The 12,300-nt window shown below is 70.8% G+C and carries 15 protein-coding genes; 3 read left to right on the top strand and 12 right to left on the bottom strand.

The window, feature by feature from the left end; genetic code table 11:
• Window positions 1-3: 3 nt before the first annotated feature.
• From rpsC to rpsL, 12 genes are all read right to left on the bottom strand, one after another.
• On the bottom strand, window positions 4-957 hold the full coding sequence (gene rpsC / locus HK417_RS26240; RefSeq protein ID WP_222271328.1) for a 30S ribosomal protein S3: 954 nt from the start codon (window positions 955-957) through the stop codon (window positions 4-6).
• Entirely contained in the window at window positions 957-1,421 is a 465-nt protein-coding gene (rplV, locus tag HK417_RS21265; protein ID WP_222271325.1) for a 50S ribosomal protein L22, read from the bottom strand. Before rplV ends, rpsC begins: the two co-directional genes overlap by 1 nt.
• A 25-nt stretch (window positions 1,422-1,446) precedes the next feature.
• Window positions 1,447-1,728: a 30S ribosomal protein S19 gene (gene rpsS / locus HK417_RS21260; RefSeq protein WP_153359827.1), complete on the bottom strand. Its 282-nt coding sequence runs from the start codon at window positions 1,726-1,728 to the stop codon at window positions 1,447-1,449.
• 22 nt (window positions 1,729-1,750) lie between these two features.
• On the bottom strand, window positions 1,751-2,584 hold the full coding sequence (gene rplB, locus HK417_RS21255) for a 50S ribosomal protein L2 (RefSeq protein ID WP_222271323.1): 834 nt from the start codon (window positions 2,582-2,584) through the stop codon (window positions 1,751-1,753).
• Window positions 2,585-2,625: 41 nt separating this feature from the next.
• On the bottom strand, window positions 2,626-2,928 hold the full coding sequence (gene rplW / locus HK417_RS21250) for a 50S ribosomal protein L23 (RefSeq protein ID WP_091061394.1): 303 nt from the start codon (window positions 2,926-2,928) through the stop codon (window positions 2,626-2,628).
• Entirely contained in the window at window positions 2,925-3,710 is a 786-nt protein-coding gene (rplD, locus tag HK417_RS21245; RefSeq protein ID WP_222271321.1) for a 50S ribosomal protein L4, read from the bottom strand. The genes rplW and rplD overlap by 4 nt, the downstream gene beginning before the upstream one ends.
• Window positions 3,707-4,372 carry a 50S ribosomal protein L3 gene (gene rplC, locus HK417_RS21240; protein ID WP_222271319.1) on the bottom strand — a complete coding sequence of 222 codons (666 nt, stop codon included), beginning with the start codon at window positions 4,370-4,372 and terminating at the stop codon, window positions 3,707-3,709. Before rplC ends, rplD begins: the two co-directional genes overlap by 4 nt.
• Window positions 4,373-4,386: 14 nt before the next feature.
• Entirely contained in the window at window positions 4,387-4,692 is a 306-nt protein-coding gene (rpsJ, locus tag HK417_RS21235) for a 30S ribosomal protein S10 (protein ID WP_014742859.1), read from the bottom strand.
• Window positions 4,693-4,812: 120 nt separating this feature from the next.
• Complete coding sequence (gene tuf, locus HK417_RS21230) at window positions 4,813-6,006, bottom strand: elongation factor Tu (RefSeq protein ID WP_222271310.1); 1,194 nt, start codon at window positions 6,004-6,006, stop codon at window positions 4,813-4,815.
• A 90-nt stretch (window positions 6,007-6,096) separates the two neighbouring features.
• Window positions 6,097-8,196, bottom strand: a complete 2,100-nt coding sequence (gene fusA, locus HK417_RS21225) for an elongation factor G (protein WP_222271307.1) — start codon at window positions 8,194-8,196, stop codon at window positions 6,097-6,099.
• Between the two features lie 87 nt (window positions 8,197-8,283).
• The gene (gene rpsG / locus HK417_RS21220) at window positions 8,284-8,754 is read right to left on the bottom strand and encodes a 30S ribosomal protein S7 (protein WP_222271295.1); all 471 of its coding nucleotides are present in this window, start codon (window positions 8,752-8,754) and stop codon (window positions 8,284-8,286) included.
• Window position 8,755: 1 nt separating this feature from the next.
• A complete protein-coding gene (rpsL, locus tag HK417_RS21215) occupies window positions 8,756-9,130 on the bottom strand; it encodes a 30S ribosomal protein S12 (protein ID WP_012950487.1) in 375 nt (124 codons plus the stop codon).
• A 683-nt stretch (window positions 9,131-9,813) separates the two neighbouring features.
• Here rpsL and HK417_RS21210 point away from each other — a divergent pair.
• The 3 genes from HK417_RS21210 (at window position 9,814) to HK417_RS21200 (ending at window position 12,294) form a co-directional block, all read left to right on the top strand.
• Window positions 9,814-10,830 carry a S1 family peptidase gene (locus tag HK417_RS21210; protein ID WP_222271284.1) on the top strand — a complete coding sequence of 339 codons (1,017 nt, stop codon included), beginning with the start codon at window positions 9,814-9,816 and terminating at the stop codon, window positions 10,828-10,830.
• Window positions 10,831-10,927: 97 nt separating this feature from the next.
• Entirely contained in the window at window positions 10,928-11,143 is a 216-nt protein-coding gene (locus HK417_RS21205) for a hypothetical protein (protein WP_222271280.1), read from the top strand.
• 101 nt (window positions 11,144-11,244) lie between these two features.
• Window positions 11,245-12,294 (top strand): LLM class F420-dependent oxidoreductase, encoded by a 1,050-nt coding sequence (locus HK417_RS21200; protein ID WP_222271278.1) that lies wholly within the window; start codon window positions 11,245-11,247, stop codon window positions 12,292-12,294.
• Window positions 12,295-12,300 lie beyond the last annotated feature (6 nt).

The following is a 12,300-nucleotide window of genomic DNA, read 5'->3' as shown; positions in this document are numbered from 1 at the left end:
GGCTCAGGCCCCCTGCTCTGACGTGGTGTTCTCGGTGGCAGCCGCCTCGGCGGTCGCGGCACCCTCGGTGCCGGCGGCCGTGGCCAGGGTCTGCTCCACGGCGACGTCACCCGAGCTGGCCGCGACGGTGTCCTCCGCGGGACCGGTCGTGTCCTCGGCGGGACCGGTCGTGTCCTCGGCGGGACCAGTCGTGCCCTCGGCGGCAGCGCGGCCGGCCTCGGTGCCCCCGGCAGTGGTGCCCGAGGAGCCGGACCGACGCGGACGCTGCGGGCGCTCGCGACGAGCCTGACGCTGGGCGAGGGCCTCGAGGGCCTCCCGCTCCGCGCGCGAGCCGCTCACGTCGCCCTTGTAGATCCACACCTTCACGCCGATGCGACCGAAGGTGGTGCGGGCCTCGTAGATGCCGTAGTCGATGTTCGCGCGCAGGGTGTGCAGCGGCACGCGGCCCTCGCGGTAGAACTCCGACCGGCTCATCTCGGTGCCGCCCAGGCGACCGGAGCACTGCACCCGGATGCCCTTGACCTGCGGGCTGCGCTGGGCCGACTGCATGGCCTTGCGCATGGCGCGACGGAAGCTGACCCGGCTGGAGAGCTGCTCGGCGACGCCCTGGGCGACCAGCTGCGCGTCGGCCTCCGGGTTCTTGACCTCGAGGATGTTCAGCTGCACCTGCTTGCCGGTGAGCTTCTCCAGCTCGCCGCGGATCCGGTCGGCCTCGGCGCCGCGACGACCGATGACGATGCCCGGACGGGCGGTGTGGATGTCCACGCGGACGCGGTCACGGGTGCGCTCGATCTCCACCTTCGAGATGCCGGCGCGCTCCATGCCCTTGCCCATGAGCTTGCGGATGGCCACGTCCTCCTTGACGTAGTCCGCGTACAGCTTGTCGGCGTACCACCGGGACTTGTAGTCGGTGGTGATGCCGAGCCGGAACCCGTGCGGGTTGACCTTCTGACCCACTAGCGGGTCCCTCCCCTCGTGTTGCTCTTCTGCTGGGTGGCCGGGCCGGACTGACCGGTGTCCCGACGGGCCTTGCGCGACCGCCGAGCGAGCTCCGCGTCGGTGGTCACCTCGCTCACCTCGATGGTGATGTGGCTGGTGCGCTTGTTGATCCGGAACGCCCGGCCCTGCGCCCGCGGACGGATCCGCTTGAGCGTGGGGCCCTCGTCCACGTACGCCGCGCTGACGACGAGCGCTGCCGGGTCCAGCCGCAGGTTGTGCTCGGCGTTGGCGACGGCGCTGGCGACGACCTTGGCGACCGGCTCGCTGGCGCTCTGCGGCGCGAACCGCAGCAGCGCCAGTGCCTCGTCGGTCGGCAGGTAGCGGACGAGGTCCACCACCCGCCGGGCCTTCATGGGGGTGACGCGGACGAACCGGGCGGTGGCCCGGGCGACCTGCGTCTCCTGTCCCAACTGGGAAGTCATCTGACTCTCTTCTCTACCTGGTCGCTCAGCCGCGCCGCGACCGGCGGTCGTCCTTGACGTGCCCACGGAACGTGCGGGTGGGCGCGAACTCGCCGAGCTTGTGCCCGACCATCGCCTCGGTGACGAACACCGGGACGTGCTTGCGGCCGTCGTGCACGGCGATCGTGTGCCCGAGCATGTCGGGGATGATCGTCGAACGCCGCGACCAGGTGCGGATGACGTTCTTGGTGCCCTTGTCGTTCTGTGCGTCCACCTTCGCGAGCAGGTGGTCGTCGACGAACGGGCCCTTCTTCAGGCTGCGTGGCATGTCTGACGGACTCCTCTCCCGCTCAGCGCTTCTTGTTGGTGCGCCGGCGGCGCACGATCAGGGCGTCACTGGCCTTGCGCTTGCGCGTACGGCCCTCGGGCTTGCCGTTCGGGTTCACCGGGTGGCGACCACCGGAGGTCTTGCCCTCACCACCACCGTGCGGGTGGTCGACCGGGTTCATCGCGACACCGCGGACGGTGGGACGCTTGCCCTTCCACCGCATGCGGCCGGCCTTGCCCCAGTTGATGTTCGACTGCTCGGCGTTGCCCACCTCGCCGACGGTGGCGCGGCAGCGCACGTCGACGTTGCGGATCTCGCCGGAGGGCATGCGCAGCTGCGCGAAGCGGCCCTCACGGGCGACCAGCTGGACGCTGGTGCCGGCCGAACGGGCGATCTTCGCCCCGCCACCGGGCCGCAGCTCGATGGCGTGGATGACGGTGCCGACCGGGATGTTGCGCAGCGGCAGGTTGTTGCCGGGCTTGATGTCGGCCCCGGGGCCGCACTCGACCGTGTCGCCCTGCTTGAGCTTCGCCGGCGCGATGATGTACCGCTTCTCACCGTCGGCGAAGTGCAGCAGCGCGATCCGCGAGGTGCGGTTCGGGTCGTACTCGATGTGCGCGACCTTGGCCGGCACGCCGTCCTTGTCCGCGCGGGTGAAGTCGATCACCCGGTAGGCGCGCTTGTGCCCGCCGCCCTGGTGGCGCGCGGTCACGCGGCCGTGGACGTTGCGCCCGCCGCGACCGTGGAGCGGCCGGACCAGCGACTTCTCGGGGTGGTCGCGGGTGACCTCGGCGAAGTCGGCGACGGACGAGCCGCGGCGGCCCGGCGTCGTCGGCTTGTACTTACGGATGGCCATGGTTCCTCAGAGTCCTCTGGTCCGATCGGTGGGTCCGGGCGTCAGGCGCCCGGCCCCCCGAAGAGCTCGATGCGGTCGCCGGGGGCCACGGAGACGATGGCGCGCTTGGTGTCCTTGCGCTTGCCCATCACAGCGCCCTTGGAGCGCTTCCTCTTCCCCTGACGGTTGATCGTGTTGACCGACAGGACCTTCACGTTGAAGACCTGCTGAACAGCGATCTTGATCTGGGTCTTGTTGGCATCCGGCCGGACGATGAACGTGTACTTGTTCTCGTCCAGGAGGCCGTAGCTCTTCTCCGAGATGACCGGGGACAGCAGTACGTCCCGGGGGTCGCGGACGCTCACGCCTTCTCCTCAGTGGTCTCGTCGGTCGCCGTCTGCGCGGTGGCCGGGGCGATCGACGGCACGACGTCGTCGACCTCGCTGGTGTGCAGGTCGGGGAGCTCGGCCGAGCTGGCCCGGCCCTTGCCGCCCTTGGCGGGACCCGCGACGTACTCGGCGAGGGCGGCCTCGGTGAAGACCACCTCGTCGCTGACCAGCACGTCGTAGGTGTTCAGCTGGCCGGCCTCGATCAGGTGGACCCGGGGCTCGTTGCGCAGGCTGATCCAGTTCAGGACGTCCTCGCGGTCCAGGACGACCAGCACCCGCTTGGCGGCGGTGAGGGCGTCGAGCACCTTGAGAGCGGCCTTGGTGGAGGGGGCGTCGCCCTCGACGAACCCGGAGACCACGTGCACCCGGTTCTCCCGGGCCCGGTCGGAGAGGGCACCGCGCAGGGCGGCGGCCTTCATCTTCTTGGGGGTCTTCTGCTCGTAGTTCCGCGGCTGCGGGCCGTGGACGATGCCACCGCCGGCGAACTGCGGAGCGCGGATCGAGCCCTGCCGCGCGCGGCCGGTGCCCTTCTGGCGGTAGGGCTTGACGCCACCACCCCTGACCTCGCCGCGGGTCTTGGTCGAGTGCGTGCCCTGGCGGGCCGCGGCCAGCTGGGCCACGACGACCTGGTGCAGCAGCGCCACGTTGGCCGGGGCGTCGAACAGCTCACCGGGGAGGGTGACCTGCCCCGAGGTGGTGCCGGCCGGCGTCCGGACGTCGACCTGGCGGTCGGCGCGCTCGCTCGTCGAGGCGGTCACTTGGCGTCACTCCCCACGGGGCCGCCCTTGACCGCGGAGCGGACCAGCAGCAGCCCACCGCGCGGGCCGGGAACGGCACCCTTGATCAGCACGAGGCCCTTGTCGGTGTCGACCTTGTGCACCTTCAGCGAGAGCGTGGTCGTGGTGACCGCGCCCATGCGACCGGCCATGCGCAGGCCCTTGAACACGCGACCCGGGGTGGCGCAGCCACCGATCGAGCCGGGCGAACGGTGCTTGCGCTGGGTGCCGTGGCTCGCGCCCAGGCCCTTGAAGCCGTGCCGCTTCATGACACCAGCGGTGCCCTTGCCCTTGCTGGTGCCGATGACGTCGACCTTGGCGACGTCCGAGAGGACCTCGGCCGTCAGCTCCTGGCCGACCTCGTACTGGCCGGCGTCCTCGGTGCGCAGCTCGACCAGGTGCCGCCGCGGCGTGACGCCCGCCTTCGCGAAGTGGCCGCCCACCGGGCGGTTCACCTTGCGCGGGTCGATCTCGCCGAACCCGAGCTGGACGGCGGAGTAGCCGTCGCGCTCGGGGGTGCGCACCTGGGTGACCACGCAGGGACCCGCTTTGACGACGGTCACCGGCACGATGCGGTTGTTCTCGTCGAAGACCTGGGTCATCCCCAGCTTCTCGCCGAGGAGCCCACGAAATGTGCTCGCCATGTCTGGGACAGCCCTTACTGGATGTTGACGTCGACCGAGGCCGGCAGGTCGATGCGCATGAGCGCGTCGACCGTCTTCGGCGTCGGGTCGAGGATGTCGATGAGGCGCTTGTGCGTACGCATCTCGAAGTGCTCGCGCGAGTCCTTGTACTTGTGCGGCGAGCGGATGACGCAGTACACGTTCTTCTCCGTCGGCAGCGGCACCGGGCCGACGACGCGCGCTCCGGTCTTCGTCACCGTGTCCACGATGCGCCGCGCCGAGGCATCGATGGCCTCGTGGTCGTAGGCCTTCAGCCGGATGCGGATCTTCTGTCCCGCCATCGCCTGTTCTCGCTCCTGCCGATCGGTGTTCGTGTCTGTGGGGTCTGCTGACCCTGGGGGTCGGGTCTGCTGACCCGGCGACGGGCGGCGGCCGTGGGACGGCCGCCGCCCGTCGAGGTGTTACTTGACGATCTTGGTGACCCGGCCGGCGCCGACGGTGCGGCCACCCTCACGGATGGCGAACCGCAGGCCCTCCTCCATGGCGATGGGCTGGATCAGCTCGACGGTCATCTCGGTGTTGTCACCGGGCATGACCATCTCGGTGCCCGAGGGCAGGGTGACCACGCCGGTAACGTCCGTCGTCCGGAAGTAGAACTGGGGACGGTAGTTGTTGAAGAACGGCGTGTGCCGGCCACCCTCGTCCTTCGAGAGGATGTAGACCGAGCCCTCGAAGTTCGTGTGCGGGGTGATGGAACCCGGCTTCACGACGACCTGGCCGCGCTCGACGTCCTCGCGCTTGATGCCACGCAGCAGCAGACCGACGTTGTCACCGGCCTGGCCCTGGTCGAGCAGCTTGCGGAACATCTCGACACCGGTGACGGTGGTCTTGGTCGAGGTCGGGCGGATGCCGACGATCTCGACCTCCTCCGACACCTTGACGATGCCGCGCTCGACGCGACCGGTCACGACGGTGCCACGACCGGTGATGGTGAAGACGTCCTCGACGGGCATGAGGAACGGCTTGTCGATCTCGCGCTCGGGCTCGGGGATCGCCGTGTCGACGGCGGTCATGAGCTCCATGAGCTTGTCGCCCCACTCGGCGTCGCCCTCGAGGGCCTTCAGCGCCGAGACGCGGACCACGGGGACGTCGTCACCCGGGAACTCGTACTCGGACAGCAGCTCGCGGACCTCCAGCTCGACGAGCTCGAGGATCTCTTCGTCGTCGACCATGTCGGCCTTGTTGAGCGCCACGACGATGTAGGGGACGCCGACCTGGCGGGCCAGGAGGACGTGCTCCTTGGTCTGCGGCATCGGGCCGTCGGTCGCCGCGACCACCAGGATCGCGCCGTCCATCTGCGCCGCACCGGTGATCATGTTCTTGATGTAGTCGGCGTGCCCGGGGCAGTCGACGTGCGCGTAGTGCCGGTGCTCCGTCTGGTACTCGACGTGGGCGATCGAGATCGTGATGCCGCGGGCCTTCTCCTCGGGCGCCTTGTCGATCTGGTCGAAGGCCGACGCCTCGTTGAGGTCCGGGTACTTGTCGTGCAGCACCTTGGTGATCGCCGCGGTCAGCGTGGTCTTGCCGTGGTCGATGTGCCCGATGGTGCCGATGTTGACGTGCGGCTTGGTCCGCTCGAACTTGGCCTTGGCCACTGGGTTCCTCTCCTCGTGGTGTCGCGTGGTGCGCGAACTCTGGGGTGGGCTGTGCTCAGGGGGAGGGCGGGAGGGTGACCCGCCCTCCGCTCACTCGCCGGTCGCCTTGGCGATGATCTCCTTGGCGACGTTGGCCGGGACCTCGGCGTACGTGTCGAACACCATGGTGTAGCTCGCCCGTCCCTGGGTGCGGCTGCGCAGGTCACCCACGTAGCCGAACATCTCCGACAGCGGGACCAGCGCCCGGATGACGCGGGCGCCGGAGCGCTCGTCCATCGCCTGGATGGTGCCGCGGCGGGAGTTCAGGTCGCCGATGACGTCGCCCATGTAGTCCTCGGGCGTGACGACCTCGACGGCCATCATCGGCTCGAGCAGGGCCGGGCTGGCCTTGCGGGCGGCCTCCTTGAAGACCATCGAGCCGGCGATCTTGAAGGCCATCTCCGAGGAGTCGACCTCGTGGTACTGGCCGTCGACCAGGGTCGCCTTGACCCCGACCATCGGGTAGCCGGCCAGGATGCCGTACTGCATGGCGTCCTGCATGCCCGCGTCGACCGAGGGGATGTACTCGCGCGGGATGCGGCCACCGGTGACGGCGTTCTCGAACACGTAGGTCGGGCCGTCGGCCGCGACCTCGAGCGGCTCGATCGTCACCTGCACCTTGGCGAACTGGCCGGACCCACCCGTCTGCTTCTTGTGGGTGTAGTCGACCTTCTCGACCCGCTTGCGGATGGTCTCGCGGTAGGCGACCTGCGGCTTGCCGACGTTCGCCTCGACGCGGAACTCCCGCCGCATCCGGTCGACCAGGATCTCCAGGTGGAGCTCGCCCATGCCGGAGATGACGGTCTGGCCGGTCTCCTCGTCCAGGCGGACCTGGAAGGTCGGGTCCTCCTCGGCGAGCTTCTGGATCGCGGTGCCCAGCTTCTCCTGGTCACCCTTGGTCTTCGGCTCGATGGCCACCGAGATGACCGGGGCCGGGAAGGTCATCGACTCCAGGATGACCGGCTTCTGCGGGTCGCAGAGCGTGTCACCGGTGGTGGTCTGCTTCAGGCCGTTCACCGCGACGATCTGACCGGCACCCACGCCATCGCGCTCCTCGCGCTTGTTGGCGTGCATCTGGTAGATCTTGCCGATCCGCTCCTTGCGGTCCTTGGTGCTGTTGAGCACCGGGGACCCGGCGTCGAGCCGGCCCGAGTAGACCCGGACGTAGGTGAGCTTGCCCAGGTGCTGGTCGGTCTGGATCTTGAACGCCAGCGCGGAGAACGGCTCGTCCTCGTCGGCGTGCCGGAGCACCTCGGTCTCACCGTCGAGCGCGGTGCCGACGATGGCCTCGACGTCCAGCGGGCTGGGCAGGTAGTCGACGACCGCGTCGAGCAGCGGCTGGACGCCCTTGTTCTTGAAGGCGGTACCGGTGAGGACCGGGTTGACCTGCGCGGCGATGGTCGCCTTGCGGATCGCGGCCTTCAGCCGCTCGACGGAGATCTCCTCGCCGCCGAGGTAGGCCTCCATGAGCGAGTCGTCGAAGTCCGCGATGTTCTCGAGCAGCTTCTCGCGGTACTCGGCGGCCTGGTCGGCGAGCTCCTCGGGGATCTCCTCGATGGCGTAGTCCTCGCCCATCTTGGTCTCACCGCGCCAGGTGAGGGCCTTCATCTGCACCAGGTCGACGACGCCGATGAAGTCGGCCTCGGCGCCGATCGGCAGCTGCAGCACCAGCGGGTTGGCGGCCAGCCGCTCGATCATCATCTGGACGCAGCGGAAGAAGTCCGCGCCGGTCCGGTCGAGCTTGTTGACGAAGCACATGCGCGGGACGCCGTACTTCTCCGCCTGCCGCCAGACCTGCTCGGTCTGCGGCTCCACGCCGGCGACGCCGTCGTACACGGCGACCGCACCGTCGAGCACCCGCAGCGACCGCTCCACCTCGACGGTGAAGTCGACGTGACCCGGGGTGTCGATGATGTTGATGTCGTGGTCGTTCCAGGTGCACTTGGTCGCGGCGGACGTGATGGTGATGCCGCGCTCCTGCTCCTGCTCCATCCAGTCCATCGTGGCCGCGCCGTCGTGGACCTCACCGATCTTGTAGTTGATACCGGTGTAGAAGAGGATCCGCTCGGTCGTCGTCGTCTTGCCGGCGTCGATGTGCGCCATGATCCCGATGTTGCGGGTCTTGGCGAGGTGGGCCGCATTGCTGGCCATGTCCAGAACTCCTCTTGCGTGTGTGTCCGTGCGCGGGTGCCGGGGATCCCCCGGGGGCCCCGCCGACGGCGGCGCCGGTGTGGCGAGTTACCAGCGGTAGTGCGCGAAGGCCTTGTTCGACTCGGCCATCTTGTGGGTGTCCTCGCGGCGCTTGACCGCGGCCCCCAGGCCGTTGCTGGCGTCGAGCAGCTCGTTCATGAGGCGCTCGGTCATCGTCTTCTCCCGGCGCGCCCTGCTGTACTGGATCAGCCAGCGGAGACCCAGCGTGGTGCTGCGGGAGGCGCGGACCTCGACCGGGACCTGGTAGGTCGCACCACCGACGCGGCGGCTGCGGACCTCGAGGGCCGGCTTGACGTTGTCCAGCGCACGCTTGAGCGTGACGACCGGGTCGGTGTCGTTCTTGGCGCGGCAGCCCTCGAGGGCGCCGTAGACGATCGACTCGGCGACCGAGCGCTTGCCGTCGACGAGCACCTTGTTCACCAGCTGGGTGACCAGCGGCGACTGGTACACCGGGTCGGCGACGAGCGGACGGCGGGGAGCGGGACCCTTGCGGGGCATGTCAGCTCTTCTCCTTCTTCGCGCCGTACCGGCTGCGAGCCTGCTTGCGGTTGCGGACGCCCTGGGTGTCCAGCGAGCCACGGATGATCTTGTAGCGGACGCCGGGCAGGTCCTTCACGCGGCCACCGCGCACGAGCACCATCGAGTGCTCCTGCAGGTTGTGACCCACGCCCGGGATGTAGGCGGTCACCTCGATGCCACTGGTGAGACGAACGCGAGCGACCTTGCGCAGCGCCGAGTTCGGCTTCTTCGGCGTCGTCGTGTAGACGCGCGTGCACACGCCGCGGCGCTGGGGGGAACCCTTCAACGCCGGGGTCTTGGTCTTCTCGACCTTGTCCTCGCGGCCCTTGCGGACCAGCTGGTTGATCGTGGGCATGGGTGGCCTTGATCTCCTACCTGCGCTGGGTCGTGCTCTGGATGGTGGTACATGGTCTGTGCGCCCGGTGTCCCGGCCCCGAGTCTGCACGTGACGTACCGTCCGGCCCCCGCGCTCGGGCGTGTTGCCCTCCGCGTGAACCGGCCAGCTGGTCCGAGCCGGACTCGTCGCCCCTCGCGACTCGGCACCACCACTTCCCCACCAGACGGTGGGCGTGGCCCCCGGCAGCCGGCGGTCGGAAGGACCATCGGACACCCAGGTGCACCGCGAACGGGAGCAGGCCCAAGTCACCTTGGGCACGGCTGACCACGATACCCGGGCATGTCGACCCGGTGCAAACCGGGTCCGGATGCCTGTGCGGGCACCGTGTCGGCCGACTGCCGGGGAGAACGACGGGGTGGCGCGGGCCATTCCTGACCCGCCGTCCCGCCCGTGTGACCGTCATCGCCCGGTGGTCGGCGGCACCGGTGCCCGGTCACCGCGGCGGGGGGCAGCCCGGGTGGGCTGCCGGACGCCTGGACGGTGACCGGCCGGGACCGTTCCGCGGCACTGTAGCGCCCGCCACCGCGCCCTGTCGCCGGCCCTCCCCCGTGTCGCCCACGTCGCTCCTGTCGGTCCTCCGCCCTACCGTCAGTGGCGACCCGATCACCCCGCACTCCGCGGGCCGACACCGGAGGTACGCCGTGCTCCCCGACTCCGCCCGCGAATTGAAGGCACGGCTGTCCCGGCGGCTGTGGCAGGCGTCCGACGGCAGCGTCGAGCCCCGCAAGGTCGGTGAGAAGACGGACTCCGGCGGGACCGTCGCCAGCGGGAGCAGCCGCTGGAGCGGGGTGGCCCTGGGTCTGCGGCCGGTGGGAGCGGGCCAGGTGCACCTGGCCATCCGGGTGATCGACCAGGCCGACGCCGACGTGGTGCTGGCCGGCCTGCCCGACGGCGCCCGTGAGGAGGTCGACGTGCGGGTGATCGGGCAGGTGCACCCGCTGGGCTCTCCCGCTCCCGGCGAGCTGCAGCGGCGGATGCGGCCGCTACGCCCCGGGCTGTCGCTGAGCCACCCCGGCGTGTCCGCCGGGACCCTCGGCGGGTTCGTGCGGCGGCCGGGCCACGACGGGCTGCTGGTGCTGTCCAACAACCACGTGCTCGCCGACGGCAACGCGGCCGCGGAGGGGGACCCGGCCCTGCAGCCGGGAACGGCCGACGGCGGGACGGCGGCCGACCGGATCGGCACGCTGAGCGGCTTCGTCCGGCTGGCCCCCGAGCCGGGGAACCTGGTCGACGCCGCGGTCGCGGCCCTCGACGAGCGGGTCGACGCCGACCCGGCCGGCTACCCCGGTGGTGCGCTGCTGGCCACGGTGGTCTCGCCCGACGAGCTGGACCCCGACGAGCTCGTCGAGAAGGTGGGCCGGACCACCGGTCACACCCGGGGCCGGATCACCGCGGTGGAGGTCGACGGGGTGGGCGTCCGGTACGACGACGGCGTGCACACCTTCGACGACCAGGTGGAGATCGAGGGGCTGGCCGGGGCCTTCAGCGCCGGCGGGGACAGCGGCTCGGTGATCTGGCGGAGCGCCGACCGGGCCCCGCTGGGGCTGCTGTTCGCCGGCTCCGCGACCGGGGGCAGCGCCGGCGGCGGGGTGACGTTCGCCAACCCCCTGGCGACCGTGCTGAGCAGCCTGGGGGTCGAGTGGGTGGCCCACTCCTGACAGCCCCGTGCAGGGTCCCGGCGCGAGCGTGCGAGCGGCGGGGGGCACGGGGGTCCTCTGACTGTTCCCACGGGGCCGGGGAGGGCACCATGGGGTGATGACCGACCGCGCCGCTGCCCGCGCCGTCAAGACGGCGCTGGCCTCCCGCTTCGCCGGGGACCCGGGTGTCGCCGGCGTGGGGCTGGCCCGGCAGGACGCGGAGTACGTGGTCCGGGTGGACCTGACCGAGCCGGGGGCCGGCGCCCGCGTGCCGCGCGCCATCGACGGCGTCCGGGTGGTCACGCACGTGATCGGCCCGGTTCGGCCGCTCTGAGCCCGGCGCCGCCCTCCCCACCCGGCTCCCCCACCGGGCCGCCCCGATAGCGTCCGGCGCAGTGGCCGCGACGGTGGGGCCACCGACGCCGGGGAGGGCGCGTGCGGATCGGGATCCAGGCCGGCTATGCCGGGGACTTCAGGCAGACGGCAGGGGAGGTCCGCGACCTCGAGTCGGCCGGGCTGGACGTCGCGATGGTCGCCGAGGTGTACACCTTCGACGCGGTGAGCCAACTGGGGTACCTGGCCGCGGTGACCGAGCGGGTCGAGCTGATGAGCGGGATCCTGCCGATCTACAGCCGCACACCGGCCCTCATCGCGATGACCGCCGCCGGGCTGGACTTCGTCTCGGACGGGCGGTTCACCCTCGGGCTCGGCGCCTCCGGCCCGCAGGTCGTCGAGGGGTGGCACGGGGTCCCCTACGACGCCCCGCTGCAGCGGACCCGGGAGGTCGTGGAGATCTGCCGCCAGGTGTGGCGCCGCGAGCGGCTCGTCCACGAGGGCCCGAAGTACACCGTGCCGCTGCCGGCGGCCCAGGGCACCGGGTTGGGCAAGCCGCTGAAGCTGATCAACACCCCGGTGCGCGAGCGTGTGCCCGTGCTGCTGGCGGCCCTGGGGCCCAAGAACGTCGAGCTGGCCGCCGAGATCGCGGAGAAGTGGGAGCCGATCTTCTTCCACCCGGAGCGGGCGGCCGAGGTCTGGGGGGCGTCCCTCACGGCCGGGAAGGCCAAGCGGGACCCGGCGCTCGGGGAGCTCGACGTCGTCGTCGGGGTGCCGGTCGCGGTCGGCGAGGACGTCGGTCACCTGGTGGAGGCGGTGCGCCCGGGGATCGCCCTCTACATCGGCGGCATGGGCGCCAAGGGGAAGAACTTCTACAACGACCTGGTCCGCCGGTACGGCTACGGGGCCGAGGCGGAGGCCGTCCAGGAGCTGTACCTGGCCGGGCGCAAGAACGAGGCGGCCGCCGCGGTCCCCGAGGACCTGGTGCGGGCGACGTCCCTCATCGGGCCCGAGTCCTACGTCGCCGAGCGGATCGCCGCCTTCGCCGAGGCCGGCGTCACCACGCTGAACCTCCAGCCGCTCGACGACAGCCGTGAGGGCCGGTTGCGGACGGTCGAGACCATGCGCAGGTTGGCCGACGCCGTGCGGTGAACAGCC

Source organism: Modestobacter marinus (assembly GCF_019799945.1).
In the GTDB taxonomy this organism is placed as follows: Bacteria; Actinomycetota; Actinomycetes; order Mycobacteriales; family Geodermatophilaceae; genus Modestobacter; species Modestobacter marinus_B.
This window is presented reverse-complemented; position numbering and strand designations above follow the sequence as displayed.